The organism is Methanobacterium sp. BAmetb5 (assembly GCF_003491305.1).
Classification (GTDB): domain Archaea; phylum Methanobacteriota; class Methanobacteria; order Methanobacteriales; family Methanobacteriaceae; genus Methanobacterium.
Genome location: NZ_CP022706.1, coordinates 769,630 through 787,889, shown reverse-complemented (window position 1 = coordinate 787,889; position 18,260 = coordinate 769,630). Strand labels below are relative to the sequence as shown.

The window sequence follows — 18,260 nt, the reverse complement described above, 5'->3', positions numbered from 1 at the left end:
GTACCTCAACAGAGCAGGTGATTCATTTTGAAAGTAAGCCAGGGAGTACTTTTTGGTAGGGAAGTGTATCTTTATCATCCGGAATACTTTAATGAACATGATGAAGTTATTATTTTCACCAGAGAAGAGTTCAGGCGGATGTACCAGTCTATGAGTGCCCAGATGGAGCAGATCAACCGGACGTACCTGACCATGGATCCGGGTGAAGAATGGAGGGTTATGGGGGTTTGGTTTAAAATCATGGAAAGTATTCACCGTTTAAATTTAAATCTGGATGATATTTTCAGTAATAAACCATTGCAATCCTACTTGGACGCCTATATTCAAGATACCATTGATTCACCACCAATGGTTTTCCCTTCTTCTTTGAACGAAATGGTTACTCCTGAATCCCTGGGTGTTAACTGGTCCCGGGGACAGGTAGAATACTGATAATCTTAGGTTCAGTGGTTATTTAAATAAACTGACATGATAATCGTCTAAGCGTTGATAAAAATGAGGTGCAGTTACGGAATTGTTCAGGAGAAGAAGATAATCACTTATCAACCCCATCTCTTCCAGAATCACCAGGATTTGCTGGTATTCCCTGCAGAGGATTTCCGGAAATGGCACAGCCAGATCACCGAGTACCTGGACGGGGTTTACCAGGTAAATGCCCATAAACAGGAGAAGAAAATACCCGTAGATGAGGATGATTTAAATCTGGTGCTGGGGGTGCTGTGTGAAATTACCCTGGAAATGGAAGAACTCTTTAACCCGGCAAAGGAGACAGATAAAACCTACTACTATATTTCAACCATGGATGAAGATTATAAAAAGATCAAAACCACATTCTATGGAAGATACCGCTATAAAATAGAGAGAAAAGCCCTCCCTATTACACCCGAATTAAAATACCAGCACATCCTGGAAATCGTGGAATACGCTCATAAATTATGGGGTCAGAATAACCGGGGCCTTAAACTGGACATGGGTCCCCGAAAGGAATAATCATTATGATTGAAGGTTGATTGGAAGAGTTTAGGTTCCCTATTTCCACGGAACTTGGCCCCTATAACAAACTATTACTCTCTTTCACAACATATACACAGTGGGAGATGAGTTATATGCGATCCATCTGGTCAGGCTCTATAAAATTTGGAACTATTTTTATACCCATCAGACTGTATGCTGCCAGTGAAAACCTCCATATCGGTTTTCACCTGGTCCATAAAACAGATTGTGGTCGAGTTCACTACAAAAAGGTTTGCGAAAAGGATGGTAAAGAATTAGAACCCCATGAAATCGCTAAAGCAATAGACATCGCCGGGGAATGCATCCAGTTCACCGATGAAGAGATAAAAAATCTCCACCCCTTCTCCACCAGAACCATGGAAATACTGGGATTCTGTGAACATGATGAAGTACCCCAGATATCCCTTTCCAAACCCTACTACCTGGGAACTGAAAACCCCAAAAAGGGGGGCACTGGTCAGAGTTTCCACCTGCTCCGGGAAGTTATGGAAAGGAAGGAGAAGGTGGCAGTGGTGAAATGGGTGCAGCGCAACAACGAGTATATTGGAATGCTACAGTCCTATGAGGAAGGATTCCTCCTGAAACAGTTACTGTATTTTGAACAGGTACGATCACCACAGGAGGTGGAAATCATTCCCGGAGAGGTTGACCCAACTCTCCTTAAAAAGGCTTCTGTGGTGGTGGAGAACATGATCTTTGATTTTGACTGGACCAGTTACACCGAAACCTACACCCAACAGTTAAAGGAACTTATTGAGAAAAAAGCTGCTGGTGAAGAATTAATACCTGAAATCAAGCCTCCAGAAACCAGGTCACTGGAAAAAGAACTGGAAAAAATGTTGGCCATGATGGAAGAGTAGGTGCAAGGCCATGGAAATGATGGAGCCCATGCTCAGTAAACTGGCAGAGGGGGATGTTCACCTGGAGGGTGTCTGGGTAAGCGAGCCTAAACTGGATGGTGAGAGGATCATCGCCATGCGCGAAGGGAACCAGATTGACCTGTGGACCCGCAGACACGTGGAAGTTTCATACAAATTCCCTGAAATCATTTCCAGCCTTAAAAAAAATATAAAGGGGGATAACTGGATTTTGGATGGGGAACTAACTGTTCCCGGGGGGTTCCGGAAACTTTTAAAACGTAATGTTGAAGATAGGTTTAAAATCTCTCTCCTGGCCAAGAAACTCCCGGCAACCCTTAACCTCTTTGATATCCTCCGGTTTCAGGGGGAGGATCTAACCTCCCAAGCACTGGTTCAGCGCAAGAAAATATTATTAAAGGCCGTTCAGGAAGAGGGTCATGTTAAGATAGTCCCCTTTAAAACAGTAAACTCAAAAAAAATTAAAGACCATTTCATTGAATCTATCCAAAAGGGTTATGAAGGATTGATACTTAAAAATGCCAGTTCAAAATACGAATCAGGGAAAAGATCACCCCACTGGTTAAAGATCAAAAGATCAGAGACCATAGATGTTAACGTAGTAGGAGCCACCAAAAGCACGGGAAGCATAGCCTTTGGGGCGTTAATACTGGAGAAAGATGGCCAGTACTTTGGCAAGGTAGGTACTGGATTCAGTGATTTAGATAGAAAGGAGATACTGAAATTTTTAGAAAAAAATAGGGGAGTAGCTGATATTCCATTTCCCTCTGATCTGGATATTCTCCTGACCACCCGACAGTTACCAGCTGAAATAAAGGCCAATGAAATTGTGAAGGGTAAACCCCGGGCCCCGGTATGGGTGCGATTTAGATGGGCTTAATAAATAGGGTTTAAAAAAATAATTTACCTAACATGGGAACCTAACACAATTGAAAATCTAACCCATTGGAAATCCAAACAGTTCTACCTTTAGGATGTTTGTTCTTGTCGAATGGGTGTTTTTTCAACTTTTTTTAGGTCTTACCCATTATAATTTTTCCCCACCAGAAGTGGTGGTTAATTTGACGTGTTCCACACCCTTAAGCCTCATGATCTTTTCGGTTAGGTCCCTGATTTGCTGGGCATCTCCCTTGACTACTATAACTTCCAGGCATTTATTTTCAGTCATATGGATATGCATATTGGCGTTTATATATTCCCGGAACTGGTGCTGGATATTGGTGAGATCTTCCATCACACCGGTGTAATGGTGGTCGTAGATAACAGCCACTATTCCCACCCGATCTCCTTCCATATCCCTCATCCACTGGTAGCGCACTATGTAGTCTTTCAAGGCATCTCTGATACCCTTTGATCGGGAATTGTATCCCCGGTCCTTTAGGACATCATCGAATTCAGTTAAAAGCTTTTTGGGCAATGACATGCTTATTCTCATCATATACACCACTAGTTAATATACTTGTTATAACTATTATTAAGTTATTAATTAATAAATATTTTCCTCCGAGGGCAAAAATTAGTATTAACACAACCCTGCTGTTTCATCTTTCCTTAAAGAACAGGGGTTATAAGGGATGAAAATTATTTTTTCAAGTTTTTCGTGATCTGTATCTGATTTTTTGGAAAATAAGGTCATCAAACTAAATTTAAGGATGTGGAAGAAGGTGAACACATCATTACATTTATATATGCTTCTCCATGATAGTAAGGATGATAATAATTTAAGGGGAGGTGAAATAATGGACAGAAAAATTATAGCCTTAATTATTGTTGTTCTGTTAGTCATTGTGGGAGTGGGGGCTTATTTTATTTATAGCAGTTCTCAAACCCCTAATATAACCGTGAATAATTCTACCAACTTACCAACCACTACTACCTACAAACACAATGAATCCAACCATCCCAGTCACACCAATGTAACCAACAACACCAAGACCAATATTACATCCCAGCAGGCCATGAGTATTGTTAATAAACTGTTAAAAGATGATGGATTCACTGACTACTCAGCATCAACTCCTCATCTAATGAAAGCACCGAACAACAAGATGGTATGGCATGTGCCAGTGTTGGACTCCAACAAAAAGTATGTATGGTCCGTGGATGTTGATGCCCAAACCGGTGAGATTTATACTCTGTATTAAACCCTCATCTAATCCTTATTTTTTTTGATTACAATTAAAAACAGTTTTTAGTTGTAAATAAAGCTTGATTTTGTTATTTGGTAGTAAAAAAGACTTAGCTTACTCTTTTTCAGTAAATAATTTAATAGAAGTTAATATTAACATCACGCCTAATATAATCTTTAACAATCCTGAAGGAGAATAAACAACTAAAATAGCACCTATGGAAGCTCCAATTATGGAACTTATGCCCATGGGCACCACTAACGAACTGATCTCCGACCGTTCAGAGTACATCTTATTGCGGCTATGTCTGGTTATTCCCACGATCATGGTGGGTACACTGATGATTAAACTCAATGTTCCGGCTAATTTAACATCTATCCCAAATATGAGGATCAATATGGGAATTATAACCTCTCCTCCGGCAACTCCTAAAAGGCTGCTGATAATTCCAATTAGTACCCCACAGGCCACCGCTACCAACAGCTCCATATACAGGGTACTGAATATTATTCCCGTTGATGGGAAGGGGAATAGACTCTCGCTGATTAATAGTAATCCCATAATGGCCAGCAGGGTTAGGAGTACTTTTTTAAACAGAACATCAGATATTTTAGTGGATATTCCAATTCCATAGTAGGCCCCGGTTGTGGAACCGGCAATGAGTGCCACCACCAACAGCATCTGGGGATAAATAGCCGAAATATCGAAGTTATTCATTCTAAAGTAAATAGCCGAAACTACGGTAATTAAGCTTACTAACATATTTAAGGCCACAGCCTTTTTGGCCGGTTTATTAAAGGTTTTTAAAAGGAAGGGTAACCTATACTCAGCCCCACCTAAACCTATTAAACCACCTAAACAGCCAATTGGCGCTCCGATAGCAAAAGACAAGAGTGATGTTTTTTTATCCATTGAAGGTACCTGAAAGGAATCTTTAAATTTATTATGGAATTTGTAATGAGAGTTAACTAATTTAGAAATCTTTATATATTTAAACTTTTACATTAATTAATGACGATGCCAATTAGAAAGAGGGGCACTTACCTCCGCTCCTCATCTCTTTTTGGTTTATCTAAATTTATTGATTCTAATTTAAATCTCTTAATTTTGTGCCCTTTTTTTAGGAACTTAAATAAGGAATTATCAAGACTTAAAAAAATCTCTCTTCGTTTAGGTTACAGGAATTACCTGGGAATAACTAATCTTTTAAAGGAATAGAAATCATTAAACCTTAACCGAAGGAAGAAAAGGTAAGAAATCAGGGAAATTTGTTAAATTAAGGAATGATACCAACTTTCAAATACTTTCCCACCCATAAAAAATAATCACACCTACCACGGGTAGCAGTCTGGGGGAAGTCATGAAGACCAAACAAGGAGAAGTTAACCCGAAAAAAGAACCAGGATTTGGGCGGGAACTTTATTCAGTTAGAGAATCTTACTGGATATTTTACCAGGGGATGCGGACCATTAGATTCATGTTTAAGGCCAGAAGGAACAGGGAATTAGACCAAAAATTTACAGAAAGACTCATGTTAAGGGTGACGGAGGTCAATGACTGTGCCCTGTGTTCCTATGCTCACTCCAAAAGGGCCCTGGAGAGTGGAATGACCAGTGAAGAAATCCAAAAAATGCTCCAGGGTATAATGGAAGATGTTCCTGCTTTAGAACTGCCGGCAGTGATGTTTGCCCAGCACTACGCCGATACCCGTGGAAACCCCACCCCCGAATCATGGGAACGTATAGTGGAAATCTACGGGCCATCCAAAGCCAAAGGTATCCTGGGATCCATACGCACCATAATGATTGGAAACACCTACGGTATTCCCTGGAGTTCATTTTTCAACCGGTTGAGGGGTAAAGCAGACCCCCGGAGCAGTTTATCCTATGAAATCAGTATGATTTTAGCCACATTTCTAATTCCCCTATCCTTTATCCATGCCTTACTGTCCGATATCTTTAGAGTGCCCCTCAAGTATTCCTAATCATTATTCCCATCCAATAATATCTTCCGGGAGGTTGAATTCATGGTATCAAAGAAAGTTCAAACAGTAGACGAGTACATATCTTCATTTCCCCCAGATATTCAGGGTATTTTGGAGGAAATAAGGGAAACTATCCGGGAATCAGCACCCGAAGCTGAAGAAACCATTAGCTACGGAATGCCCACCTTCCGTTTAAAAGGTAATTTGGTGCATTTTGCTGCCTATAAAAATCATATAGGATTTTATCCCACTCCTTCTGCAATAAAGGCCTTCAAGGAAGAACTTTCACACTACAACACGTCAAAAGGGACCGTACAATTTCCCCGGGAGGAACCGGTACCCCTGGACCTGGTGAGAAAGATGGTACTTTTTAGGGTGCAGGAAAACCTGAAAAAATAACTCTCCGAAGATACTTGGAATTTTTATTAAATCAGTTTATTTCAAACCCGGTTTATGTAGGGGATAGGGTCAAAAACATTGGAATAGGAATTTATTCCGGGGTGATGGCCACGGCATCTATTTCAACCAGCCAATCGGGATTACCCAGTCCGGATATGAAAAGAACGGTTACGGTTGGGAAATTAGTATTCCCCTTCCATTTTTCCTGGAAAACCTGAAAACCCTCCTGTGGATTCTGTCCCTGAACAAGGTAAATGTTGAATTTAACCACATTCTCCAGTTTAGCATGGCATTCTTCCAGAATGTTGTCAATATTGGATAGGACCTGTTCTGTCTGCTTTTTAAGATCACCCTTTCCTACCAGAACTCCCTTTTCATCAACAGCATTCTGTCCACCAATATAAATTGTCTGATGATTTCCCTTAACTGATATTGCATGGGAGTAACCCGTGGGTTTGACCATATTCTCCGGGTTTATGTAGTTTGTTTTCATTAAAACCCCTCCAACACACTCATTGCTGTTGAGTTTTCTCTTACACGTTTTTCCCCATTTCATAAGCTTCGGCCATGGCCTCACTTTCTTTGATGTCACCCACATTCCAGGCACCAGTTCCGTAGATAATACCCTTTTCATCTGCACCGTTAAGGCAGGATGTGAATCCCCGGAAACCTTCCACGGTTCTTTCCATGGCTTCTTTTTGGGGGTTGGCTGCGGTGAGAATGAAATACATTTCTTTGTTACTGATTTCAGTGTAACGGGCATAGGTTCGGTCAATGAGTGTTTTAAGCTGGGCGTTCATGGTGTAAAAGTAAACTGGTGTGGCCATGACAATCACGTCAGCGGCAGCCATTTTATCCATGATTTCGCCCATGTCATCATTTTGAGCACATTTACCACCGTTTCCCTGACAGGTATCACAGGCTATACAGTAGTTGATGTCTTTATCCCTCAGGAAAATTTTTTCAGCCTTATGACCTGCTCCTTCTGCTCCAAGGATGAACTCATCGCATAAAATATCTGAATTTCCGCCTTTTCGGGGGCTGGCCGATAACACTACTATATTTTTACTCATCAAGTTAACCTCCATTTTTATTTGGAATATCTAATAAAAGCTAAAATAATATCACCTTTTGGCTCGGATTCCCATTAATCCACCCAGGGCTCCCAGAGTGATGCTTATGATCAGGGATAGCTGAAGAATAATATAAGCTGCTACCACAGCATCAACTCCGGGTATCAGGTTGATATTTAGGGATATTAAATTTATGAGGCTGTTAATGGCTTCAAATCCGGTTATCAATATTAAAGTGATAATTAGACCACCAATCATTCCGGACATTGTTCCCACAATAACCCCGTCTTTTATATCTATTTTACTGTAATTTTCATATTTCTGGCTAAAGTACGCTGCCAGGAACCCTCCTATTAACGGGCCTAAAAAGAAGAGAGGGTAAAATAATATAATTAGAACGATAGTTAGGGCTGCGTTAAGGAGTCCACTTAGTCCGATGATTTTCCAGTCTGCCATTATAATCCTCAATTTTAATGATTTATAATATTATGATTATTGTTTTATGCTGCATTATTTTATCGCATTTTGATTAGCATAAATGTTTTAGTGTTTTTCACCGGAAATTATGTATTTGTAGATATGGTGAGAGGATAAGACAAAGTTAAGCATTGATTCAGTGTATTTTCTGGCGGCGTCAACATCTTCCAAGTCGTAATTTTTAAGGGACATGGCCTTATTGAATTTTTTTCTCAATTCTTCTTCTAAAACCCTTTTTAAAAACCCTATGGTTCCAGTGGGGTCTCCTTTTTCAATGTCTTCCTCTGCCCGAGGTACAACTGGCCCCCAATCCAAACCTGCTGGTTTAAGGTCGGTGTAGGGTGCTCCTTCACCTTCACGATGCAGTCGCACTGCGGTTTCAAAGAACCAGAGATCTGCAACTTCTGCTGCGTCTTCACCTAACTTCCTAGCCCTAAGCGTTTTATTAAAACTTTGGCTTAACTCTTTTTCTACAGTTTCAGGTACAAAGGGAAGTACATAATTCACATCCCTCATTTTTAAAGCCTTTTTACAGGCATTAACAACCGGTCCGTCCATGGTATCACAATGGGGGGCCATTTTAAACACCTCCAACTGGTTACATATAATAAAATATGGAGTTCAAAATCATTATCTCTTCCTATTTCCTAATCAGAGTTGATATTAACTCGGTAAGGATTAATGGGAGGAAGTGATGGTAATATTTGATATGTAGTTCTACCTAATGGAGTAAGCCATTTTCAGGAGTGGAACGGTCTAAAACTTAGGGGAGGACCATATCTGAAATTTTCACCTCAGGGTGATGATAATTTTTAATACCCAGATCAGAGTCTCCCGGGTTGATGGCTCCATTCGGGCACCAGTTTAGGCAGGCGAAACAACTTAGGCAGTGATCCGACCACTTTGGCTTGTTATCCACTAGTTCAATGTTGTTCTGGGTGCAGATTTTTTGACAAGTTCCACAGCCAGTGCAGTTTTCATTGGAGGTGAAGGCCAGTGAATCCACACCTTTAAAGAGCACCTGATTAAGGAATCTTAAATAAACAGGGATTAATTTCAAGTTTTGTGTTTTAAACATGTGGAAAAACAGGCTACTGGTCTCTATTTCCCCTTTTTGCCTGTTTTTTATAACCGCAGAAACCTTCTTGACCCTGTTTTTCCATTGACTGAACATCATTTCCTGTTGAGTTTCGGTCACCTTTCTGGATCCTAATCCATTCTGGGGCATACCCACGGCAAATCCTGCAGATAGGTGCCCGCCATATGAATTAATGATTGTTTCCAGATGTTTTAGAGATTTAGAGGTGGTTACTCCGTAGGTGCATAGAGCGAAAATGTACTTGGACTGGATATCTTTAATTTTGGAAATGAATTTTCCCATGAACTGGGGAGGTTTAAAGTCATAAATGGGAAATACAAACCCTATAATATTGGCTTCAGTCTCTATGCTTTCCTGATTGATAACCGCCATAATTGGGGTTAAAACAGCATTTAACTCTAGGGCAACATCTCGGGCTACTGCCAATGAATTACCGGAACCTGAAAAATAGTAGATTTCTACCTTATCCATATCCCCACCCCTGTAAAATGAGTTTCCAAGATTTTTTTGCTTATTATTATATGGTGTTTTCATATTATATCAACCTGAACTTTAGGTTTTAACAGAGGTGGATCCCCATGATCCCTCCCTAAACTAGCAAAGAGAAAAAATTACTTAAAAACAAGTTAAACAATCATTTTAAGGGTATCTGAAAGCATGAAATTTAATTTATAACTCTACAGTATCTCCCGTGGCAAAATACTCCACAATGTCTCCCATAACATTTTTCAAAAGGGGATAACCCTTTCTACCAGTGCAATGCCCGGTATAAACCCTTTCTATTGGATATTCTGCCAGTTTTCTCCCGATATTTTCAATGTTTTCCCTACTCTCTGCAGTGTGATTGAAAAATGGAAGGCCAATAAAATGGAATCCTCCAAAAAGGGCCTTTATCGGAGTGTTGGGGAATTGATCAAGGGCGGCTTCAACCATGTTTAGCACCCCGTGATGTGAGCAACCGGAAAAAATAACTATTCCATCCTCTTCCTGGATAACCATCATCTGCTCATGGGAAAAATTATCAGGGACCAGTTGGTTACCTTTTTCCATGTAAAGATATTTTCCACCAGCAGGAGCAGGATATTTCAGAGGCATATCAGTTAAAAGGTAAGCATCCTTGGAAATTTTAGTGAATTTGTTGATTAAGCGAATTCTATCTATATAATCAGCGAATAACTCTTTATCCAGGCCAACATCTTTTTTTAAAAAATAAAATGCTTTAAAATAATGGTTCCCATTTGCTTGGGGGCGCAGATAAACTGGTGAAGATTTATTTAATTCCATAAACCTGCCCAATCCCCCGCCATGGTCAAAGTGTCCGTGGGATATGGCGGTTACATCAACGGCTGTCAAATCGATACCTAATTTACGGGCATTATCTACAAAAGCACCGGTTACTCCGGTGTCAAAGAGGATATTATCATCTTCCCTTTGAATATGGATTGATAACCCTTTTTCAGCATATAAATCCTCATTATCTGGTTTAATGTCTTCAATCAGGGCTGTAACTTGCATTTTTCCCCCTCCTAGCATTACTGTTATTTTTTCGGCTTATTGATAGGAAGATTAAATAGCCATTACTATTAATCATGAATCTTAATTTGATTTTAGGGGGCTCTAAATATAAATAAAAATTTATTGGTCACTATTTTTTTTATTATAAGTATTATATGCATTTTTCTACATAAATTCGGCAATATATGCCGAGATATCCAATATGATATTTAGTGAAAAATAAATAATTTAATAATCTATCATTGGCAATGAAACGAAAAATGGTGGTCAAAATCAAAATTTATCAATGCTACCGAATGATTCGGATAATAAAAAAACAATTGTAATGAAATATTTAAGGGTTAATTTTTCCAGGTAACATTTTTGTTGTGTTTTTAAGTTTTAATATTGATTTTTAGTCCTAATACTAATTTTTAGTGTCAATTTCACAGTACTGGGCCAGTAATTTTTCTTCTTCCTCTTTTTTGGGGAATTTAAAGAATACTAGGGCTGCTCCAATCATGATGGCAATAATCCCGGCCAGGTAAGCCCAGTGATCCCCGGCTAAAAATGAATATTTGGCTGCGGATATGATCTGCGCAGAATACTGGGGGTGCTGCTGGGCCAGGGTGGCTGCACTGGAGAATGATTTCTGTAGGGTGGTTTCCACGGTGCTGGTTATCTGCTGCTGGGCATAGGTTGGTAAACTGTCAATCTGTGAGGCAATTGACCGGGCATAACCGGCGGTGAGCAGTGCACCGAATATGGAAGTCATTATAGCCCCCCCGAAATCACGTTGCAGATCTGCGGTTCCCGAGGCCATACCGACCCTTTTGACCGGAACAGAACCAGTGAGTGAATGGGAAGCAGGAGTTCCCGCCAATCCCACCCCAATTCCCACAAAGGCGTAGGCCAATCCCACTTTCCAGTAGGGTATGTGGTCCTGCCACAGGAATAGCATGGTTAAAAAACCCAGTAAACAGAAGAGGTAACCGGCCAGGAGGGTGAAGCGGGAACCACGGGATTCAATGAGCCGGGCAGATTGGGGTGCCACTAAAATCATGAATATTGCGGCGGGTAAAATTGCCAGTCCCGCATCCAGGGTGGAATAGCTGAGAACGTTCTGTAGAAACTGCTGACCAATGTACATGGCTCCCATCAGGGCCCCGAAGACTATTATCCCGGCACAGGCTGCTACCCAGAAAATACTGCGACTGGCAACTTTAAGATCGTAAAGGGGATTTTCCACCCTTCGCTGGCGCCTTATGAACAGAATCCCGGAAAGGGCAGCAATGGCTAAGAAACTAATTATCAGGATTCCGGAGTCTGGCACCGGGGCGAAGTTAATGGCCAGAGTCAATGTTCCTAAAAGCAGGAGAGACAGTAAACCTCCCAGGTTATCCACGGGAGCAGTTGTCTCGCTGATGTGATTGGGGATGAACTTAATGGACATCAGTAGGGCTACCACCGCCAGGGGCAAGGTGATTAAAAATACCGAACCCCAGTCATTAAAGGTTAACAGGTATCCGGAGATTATGGGTCCCAGAGCAGCAATGGCTGCCCCAATACCGGACCACAGGGCTATGGCCTTGGTTCGTTTCTGCCCAGACCACAAAGCAGTTATAAGGGCCAGTGTAGTGGGAAAAGCCATTCCTGCGGCTAGACCACCTATGATACGAGCCAAAATCAGGATCTCAATGGAGGGTGCAAAACCAGCAACTATGGAGGCGGGTATGGCCAGCAGAGTCCCCAGGATCAGCATCATCTTTCTACCGTGGTGGTCACCCAGGGCACCGAACCATAGCACTGATGCCGCCAGGCCCAGGGAGTAACCCACGGCCACCAGGTTGATCTGGACCTGGGAAGCATTAAAAACCAGACCTATGGAAGGAAGGGCCACGTTAGCCACGGATAAGTTAAGATTGGCCACTGCCGCCACCAAGATGAGGGTGGCTAAAGCTATCATTCCTGGTTCAGCTATTTTAGAAGTTGGTGTCCGGTTCATTTTAATACTCCCTTTATCCCCTAGTACTAGTAGATATTATGTTCTAAGATGATTTATATAGTCATCCAGTACTGGATTATTAATTGTTGCCATATTTGTTGAGATGCTAAAGAAGGGTTAGGGGTCAATGGTTATTCCTTTTGATTATTTTTATTTTCCCATGTTTTTCGGACAGTTGGGAATTAAACTGATCCCTATTATTCACCAATGGGAAACCAAAAAAAAATAAGAGTGGGGATAATTCTTAAAAAAAGAATAGAAATCGGTTAAACTCTATTCTTGCTTGGTTGGATAATTGAAACCTACTTTTTTGGAGGCCCATACCCATAAAATAACCATGAAAACTAAACCGCAGGCCAATCCTAACAATCCGCTTTCTGGGCTAAAAATGTTGGTTGCTTTAATCCCTAAAATACCAATACTACTACCGAAGCCAAATAGACTGTAAACTATGGTATTCCAGAGGGCATGGGAGAATGATGACACAATTATAGAACCGGAGATGTACCTTAGAAGTCCAAAGGTCAACCCCCCAATAATTCCTCCGGTGATGTATATGGGAAGCATACTCAAGTTGAACGAGGAATTCAGGAAGAATAGTGGTAAATGCCAGGAGGCAAAGGCCAGGGCCGTGAGTAGGAGAATTAACTTGGGATTCATCTTACCCCTTTCCAGTATCCCGTAAAGCCATCCTCTGAAGAAACCTTCTTCAGTGGCGAATGCTAATATAAGTGTGTATAAAAAGAGATAAACAATTTTACCAGTCATTTCATTGGGGTATTTTATTCCACCGATGTTTCCGGTTACCAGGGCAATAACCATAATAACCAGACAAATACTCAGAGGATAGAGAATAGCCCAGATATAATCTCTTAGTCTTCCAAATTCCAAACCCAACTCTTTACCATTCATTTTTGTCCAGTAGGCTAAAATTAGAATTAAGGGAAATATTACCATTACTTGAAGTTGTTCGTTATTGAATATTACTGGAAAAAGTGTGCTGCAGATCATAACCAGGACATATCCAATTAAACCATATTTGTAAGCGTTTTTCATGTTTCACACTCCAATTCAATTTAAGGCAGGTGGAAACAAAAAAAACCAAAACAACCCGCCAACTCCTTATTTAAAAATTATTCACTCGGTTAAAGGAAGAGGTATCTGTTTAAAATCATCTTTTCCCTTAACAATATCACTTCAACTACTAAGTTAGTGATGACCCTCTTTAAATGTTACTATTTGGGTTTAACTTACTAAATTTCATCATATAGTGTGATGCGCCTAAAGTAGTCCCATAATCATAGTGATTTTCTTCATGATTTGTTCTAGGTCCCGAGCTGATATTTGGGGGATTACTATCTTAAAATTTGATCCAGGATAAGGTGAAGATAACCCATTTAAAGATATAAATAAAATTAATCCTACAAAACAAACGATACCACAATTATTGTAGTTTTACGTTTAATGTTTTGTTTATTAAACTTTATTATTTTTTTCTGACCTTTTGAATCCGAAATATATTAAAATAACGCAAATTATTAAGCCAATGATTGCAGGGGTCAATATTGACATTCCTGATTCCCCACCGAACACCGCACTCCACAGAATTTTAGCCAGAGCTATAAATACAATCACGGATATTCCGAAAAGTAAGTTACGCTTCCAGAAAGCAGCACCTAGAACAATCAATGAAATGGGCACAAGCAGGGTCATTAATATTTTACCTATTCCCCAGGGAGCATTCAAATAATCTATTTCTACCTGCAGAAATTGAGTTACTTGTGCACTGGCCATTCCGGGCTCGGAGAACCAGAACATGCTGGATAGGAGTAAGAAAATTGTGGCTGAAATACCAGCCCAACTCCTTTTATAAGCAAAATAACAGAAGGGTATTAAGAATAATGGTCTTATGTACCAACTTAAAATGTTATGATGGCGGGCCCAGGCCCAGCTGGAAAAATCTTTATTGGTGAGGGCCAGAATAAGGGTCAGTGTAAACAGCCCAAAAATTAGGACTATAGCTTTATCATATTTTTTTATTTCCAGGTTTACCATTTTATCACCCCTCTCCTATCTGGAATTATGGGAATCAGTTACCAAGTCCGTCTTTCATGAAATCCACGTAGTTATTGAGATTTTGCACCATGTTTTGGAGTTTGAAATCTTCTTCTGTTCTGAATATCTGGTCAAAATTAAGAAATAAAAAACTCATTACCTTTACCAGGAAATCCTTGGAAAATTTGCCGTCAAAGTCCCCATTTTTTATTCCCTTTTCCACCATTTCCCCCATCATGGCTTCGGTTGTAAGTCCTAAAACATCTTTTACATCTTCGTAGATCTGGCTGCCCTTTTCATGGGCAAACATTAGGCTTAGCCGGTGGTATTTGGGAAAAATAGTGGCAAATTTCATTCCCAGTTCGGCCTGAATTTTAAACCCTTCGAAAATATCATTTTGCTCTATATCAGTGTTATTTTCTTTAATATAATTGTCCACAAACTCCCATTTGGCTTTATTGGCATTTTCAAGCAGATATATGTAAAGTGCTTCTTTGTCCTGGAAGTGGTAATAAAAAGTACCCTTGCTGATGCCGGCATTTTTAAGGATAGTGTTTAAAGATGCGTTTTCATAGGTTTTCAGGGTGAACTCATCTAATGCTGCATCCAAAAGCTCTTTTTTCCTTTCAAATGATTTTTTCTTCATGGAATCGACTTCTAACCCCTGTGTTTATAACTAATATCCCAGTTTCTATTAACTAACTGTAAATTAATGTTGACCTCCAAGATATATAAACCATGTGGTCTAGACTATGTGGTCTAATGAAATGGATGAACACCCCTCTTGAAACATTCCTCTGTAACTCAATTGACAGTTCCCGGCAGAACAGCATTATAAATAATGAAAATAAAGAAAAATTTATTCTAAATTATTATCTGCTATTTTATAGTGAGGATCTTCCCAGAGATTTACATCAATTATTTCGGATGCATTATCTAGAAGAGTTCTACAATCTTCACTTAGATGTTTTAAATGGACACTTTTGCCTAATTTAGCGTATTTTTGTGTCATACAGTTTAATGCTTCGATTGCAGAATGATCCATTACTTTGGACTCACTAAAATCAACCACTATTTGGTCAGGGTCGTTGACATAGTCAAATATTTCTTTGAAGGCGGTTGTTGACCCAAAAAATAGTGGTCCGTCAATTCCATAGTGTTTTACCTGATTTTCATCATAGGTTATATGTGCATGGATTTTTTTGGCACTATTCCACGCAAAGGACAGTGCGGAAATAATAACTCCAATGATCACTGCTATGGCCAAGTTATTGAAGATTACAGTCACTCCCGCCACGATAATCATTACCATCACATCAGTTCGGGGTACCTTTTTTATGATTCTAAGTGAAGCCCATTCAAATGTACCTAGAGCAACCATAAACATTACTCCCACTAATGCCGCCATAGGGATCTTTTCTACAAGTGAAGAACCGGCTAAAACTATTATTAATAGTCCAAGTGCTGCAGTGACTCCAGAAATCCGGTTTCTACCCCCTGAATTAACATTTATAATACTCTGACCAATCATGGCACAGCCACCCATACCTCCAAAGAATCCACAAACTGTATTTGCAACTCCCTGAGCTACACTTTCTTTATTGCCCCTTCCACGAGTTTCGGTCATTTCATCAATAACATTCAAGGTTAATAAGCTCTCAATTAGACCTACTAATGCCATAACAATTGAATAGGGTAATATGATTGCCAAGGTTTCCAGATTAATTGGTACCAAGGGTATGTGAAATGCAGGCAAACTTCCTCCGATTGATGCTATGTCTCCCACGGTTTTTGTTGGAATTTGAAAACCAATTGTAATGGCGGAAACAGCTATAATTGCAGCTAAAGATGAGGGAATAGCCTTGGTAAATTTAGGTAAAAGATAGATTATGGCCATGGATAGAGCTACAAATCCTAACATTGTCCACAGTAAAGGTCCGGTTAACCATCCCCCATCAGCAGCTTGGAACTGTTCAAATTGAGAAGTGAAAATGATTATGGCCAGACCATTAAGAAATCCGAATATCACCGCTTGTGGTACAAGGCGGATGAATTTTCCAAGTTTGAAAAGACCTATAGCTATCTGTATAAATCCCATCAATACCACGGCTGCAAACAGATATTCAACTCCGTGGGTTGCCACTAAGGCAATAACTACTACGGCCACTGCTCCAGTAGCACCTGAAATCATTCCGGGCCTGCCACCTAGCATTGCGGTGATTAAACCAATGATAAAAGCCGTGTAAAGCCCAACTAAAGGATTTACATTGGCAATTAATGAAAATGCAATTGCTTCTGGTACGAGGGCTAAAGCCACTGTTGTGCCGGATAAAATTTCATTTTTCGTGTTTAAATTTTTTGTTTTAGTTTTTAGTTTACTTATAAAGGACATAATATTTACCAATCCATTGGTCTTTTCGAGCGAATGAATGAAACGTTCATTATTTATTCAACGATAATAATGCCCAAAATAAGGTTTACGGGCTATAAATTCAACATATTATATTAAAAATAGATTATTGTAATCAAAAAGCCATAATACTCATTTAAAACTATTTTTTTATAATAAATGAATATTATTTGAAAAAACGATCTCTTCAAAGTTTTATATCTCTTGGAGATTTAAAATAGTTTGATTCTATTTTTAAATACTTTTGTCTATGATTATTTCCAATGCCGCATTGCTGTACTCATTTACTGTATTTTTGGTTCGTTTCATCATCAATTTACTAGTCAAAACCTTAATATAAACTAGTAATGACTCAAGTGTGTTAATTTATCTATATAAAAAGAATAGGCTAAAATCCATCCGATAGTTAAATCATAAAAGATGAATAATCTTTTTTAGTAACCCTAATTTTCCCGGAGAATATATAAAATTTTCTATTAACTCCAAATTTGGTTCCTTAAATCTAAATCAAACCAAATTATATTTGAAACCATTCCACATATTCTCCCGCATATATTCCAGTATCCCCCAGTGGAGTATGATTATTTTATCCTTATTCCTCCATATATGCATAAAAATACGTTATAACAATACTTGTACTCTAAGAAGCTGCTAAATTCAAATTTAAATTATTTTTCGTTAGGTATATAAGAAACTTCCACTTATCAATACATCAACATATGTTGATATATGGTTTTCATCATCAAAAAATTAGAAAGACATATCCACAGATTATGGAGATATATGGGAGGTATCATGACAGGTTGCCAGATTCAGGGCGAAGATAGGCCTAATGAAAGTCAAAAGAAAAGAATTAAAGAACTTATGGGGTCATTACCTGATGATGATCACTATGAAAAATATTCAGGGAAACTTAAAGCCCTATCGGATGCAACACGGCTCAAAATACTGTATTTACTTTCGGACGGAGAATTATGTGTCTGTGAAATAATGTACGCTCTTGATAAGCCCCAGTCAAGCATATCGCATCACTTGAATATTCTAAAAAACTTGGGTTTTATTAAAGGGCGTAAAGAAGGGGTATGGATTCATTACAGTCTTAAAAACCCTGAAATTACAGATACTGTTGAAAAATTAATAGAACTAATTTAACTAGGGTGATATTTTACTGGGACTGCCCTACTGGCATAATTTCGACCATGATGGTATATTTAGATGTAAACATCCTTATTAGGGGTAATAT

Annotated in this window: 21 protein-coding genes; 8 read left to right on the top strand and 13 right to left on the bottom strand. The window is 39.3% G+C overall.

Annotated features, from left to right (window positions below):
- Positions 1-27 precede the first annotated feature (27 nt).
- The 4 genes from CIT02_RS03790 to CIT02_RS03775 all read left to right on the top strand — a co-directional run bounded on the left by CIT02_RS03790 (position 28) and on the right by CIT02_RS03775 (position 2,772).
- Positions 28-432 (top strand): hypothetical protein, encoded by a 405-nt coding sequence (locus CIT02_RS03790; protein ID WP_292614164.1) that lies wholly within the window; start codon positions 28-30, stop codon positions 430-432.
- A gap of 63 nt (positions 433-495) precedes the next feature.
- The gene (locus CIT02_RS03785; protein WP_292614162.1) at positions 496-990 is read left to right on the top strand and encodes a hypothetical protein; all 495 of its coding nucleotides are present in this window, start codon (positions 496-498) and stop codon (positions 988-990) included.
- Positions 991-1,106: 116 nt separating this feature from the next.
- The gene (locus CIT02_RS03780) at positions 1,107-1,874 is read left to right on the top strand and encodes a Ku protein (RefSeq protein WP_292614160.1); all 768 of its coding nucleotides are present in this window, start codon (positions 1,107-1,109) and stop codon (positions 1,872-1,874) included.
- A 10-nt stretch (positions 1,875-1,884) separates the two neighbouring features.
- Entirely contained in the window at positions 1,885-2,772 is an 888-nt protein-coding gene (locus CIT02_RS03775) for an ATP-dependent DNA ligase (RefSeq protein ID WP_292614157.1), read from the top strand.
- A 147-nt stretch (positions 2,773-2,919) separates the two neighbouring features.
- Here CIT02_RS03775 and nikR read toward each other — a convergent pair whose 3' ends face one another.
- A complete protein-coding gene (nikR, locus tag CIT02_RS03770; RefSeq protein WP_048073609.1) occupies positions 2,920-3,330 on the bottom strand; it encodes a nickel-responsive transcriptional regulator NikR in 411 nt (136 codons plus the stop codon).
- A 301-nt stretch (positions 3,331-3,631) separates the two neighbouring features.
- On the opposite strand from nikR, the gene CIT02_RS03765 reads away from it, so the two are divergent.
- Positions 3,632-4,036 (top strand): hypothetical protein, encoded by a 405-nt coding sequence (locus tag CIT02_RS03765; RefSeq protein WP_292614153.1) that lies wholly within the window; start codon positions 3,632-3,634, stop codon positions 4,034-4,036.
- A gap of 99 nt (positions 4,037-4,135) precedes the next feature.
- Here CIT02_RS03765 and CIT02_RS03760 read toward each other — a convergent pair whose 3' ends face one another.
- Positions 4,136-4,933, bottom strand: a complete 798-nt coding sequence (locus CIT02_RS03760) for a sulfite exporter TauE/SafE family protein (RefSeq protein WP_292614152.1) — start codon at positions 4,931-4,933, stop codon at positions 4,136-4,138.
- A gap of 448 nt (positions 4,934-5,381) precedes the next feature.
- On the opposite strand from CIT02_RS03760, the gene CIT02_RS03755 reads away from it, so the two are divergent.
- A complete protein-coding gene (locus CIT02_RS03755) occupies positions 5,382-6,005 on the top strand; it encodes a carboxymuconolactone decarboxylase family protein (protein ID WP_292614150.1) in 624 nt (207 codons plus the stop codon).
- Positions 6,006-6,047: 42 nt separating this feature from the next.
- Positions 6,048-6,404 carry an iron chaperone gene (locus tag CIT02_RS03750; RefSeq protein ID WP_292614148.1) on the top strand — a complete coding sequence of 119 codons (357 nt, stop codon included), beginning with the start codon at positions 6,048-6,050 and terminating at the stop codon, positions 6,402-6,404.
- A 91-nt stretch (positions 6,405-6,495) separates the two neighbouring features.
- Here the strand turns inward: CIT02_RS03750 and CIT02_RS03745 are convergent, their stop codons facing one another.
- The 11 genes from CIT02_RS03745 to CIT02_RS03695 all read right to left on the bottom strand — a co-directional run bounded on the left by CIT02_RS03745 (position 6,496) and on the right by CIT02_RS03695 (position 16,999).
- The gene (locus CIT02_RS03745) at positions 6,496-6,897 is read right to left on the bottom strand and encodes a RidA family protein (protein WP_292614146.1); all 402 of its coding nucleotides are present in this window, start codon (positions 6,895-6,897) and stop codon (positions 6,496-6,498) included.
- Positions 6,898-6,937: 40 nt separating this feature from the next.
- Positions 6,938-7,477 carry a flavodoxin family protein gene (locus tag CIT02_RS03740; protein WP_292614144.1) on the bottom strand — a complete coding sequence of 180 codons (540 nt, stop codon included), beginning with the start codon at positions 7,475-7,477 and terminating at the stop codon, positions 6,938-6,940.
- A 51-nt stretch (positions 7,478-7,528) separates the two neighbouring features.
- The gene (locus tag CIT02_RS03735) at positions 7,529-7,933 is read right to left on the bottom strand and encodes a DUF5518 domain-containing protein (RefSeq protein ID WP_292614143.1); all 405 of its coding nucleotides are present in this window, start codon (positions 7,931-7,933) and stop codon (positions 7,529-7,531) included.
- Between the two features lie 87 nt (positions 7,934-8,020).
- Positions 8,021-8,533 (bottom strand): DUF6448 family protein, encoded by a 513-nt coding sequence (locus tag CIT02_RS03730; RefSeq protein WP_292614141.1) that lies wholly within the window; start codon positions 8,531-8,533, stop codon positions 8,021-8,023.
- Between the two features lie 184 nt (positions 8,534-8,717).
- Positions 8,718-9,524, bottom strand: a complete 807-nt coding sequence (locus CIT02_RS03725; protein ID WP_292614139.1) for an EFR1 family ferrodoxin — start codon at positions 9,522-9,524, stop codon at positions 8,718-8,720.
- A 198-nt stretch (positions 9,525-9,722) separates the two neighbouring features.
- Positions 9,723-10,568, bottom strand: coding sequence for an MBL fold metallo-hydrolase (locus CIT02_RS03720; RefSeq protein ID WP_292614137.1), 846 nt, complete (start codon positions 10,566-10,568; stop codon positions 9,723-9,725).
- A 406-nt stretch (positions 10,569-10,974) separates the two neighbouring features.
- Positions 10,975-12,552 carry an MFS transporter gene (locus tag CIT02_RS03715; RefSeq protein WP_292614135.1) on the bottom strand — a complete coding sequence of 526 codons (1,578 nt, stop codon included), beginning with the start codon at positions 12,550-12,552 and terminating at the stop codon, positions 10,975-10,977.
- Positions 12,553-12,825: 273 nt separating this feature from the next.
- Positions 12,826-13,608 carry a CPBP family intramembrane glutamic endopeptidase gene (locus CIT02_RS03710; RefSeq protein ID WP_292614134.1) on the bottom strand — a complete coding sequence of 261 codons (783 nt, stop codon included), beginning with the start codon at positions 13,606-13,608 and terminating at the stop codon, positions 12,826-12,828.
- A 420-nt stretch (positions 13,609-14,028) separates the two neighbouring features.
- A complete protein-coding gene (locus tag CIT02_RS03705) occupies positions 14,029-14,607 on the bottom strand; it encodes a hypothetical protein (protein ID WP_292614132.1) in 579 nt (192 codons plus the stop codon).
- A 34-nt stretch (positions 14,608-14,641) separates the two neighbouring features.
- Entirely contained in the window at positions 14,642-15,253 is a 612-nt protein-coding gene (locus tag CIT02_RS03700) for a TetR/AcrR family transcriptional regulator (protein ID WP_292614130.1), read from the bottom strand.
- 213 nt (positions 15,254-15,466) lie between these two features.
- Positions 15,467-16,999 carry a SulP family inorganic anion transporter gene (locus CIT02_RS03695; protein ID WP_292614128.1) on the bottom strand — a complete coding sequence of 511 codons (1,533 nt, stop codon included), beginning with the start codon at positions 16,997-16,999 and terminating at the stop codon, positions 15,467-15,469.
- Between the two features lie 813 nt (positions 17,000-17,812).
- Between CIT02_RS03695 and CIT02_RS03690 the strand changes: the two genes are divergently transcribed.
- Entirely contained in the window at positions 17,813-18,169 is a 357-nt protein-coding gene (locus CIT02_RS03690; RefSeq protein WP_292614126.1) for a helix-turn-helix transcriptional regulator, read from the top strand.
- Positions 18,170-18,260: the final 91 nt, after the last annotated feature.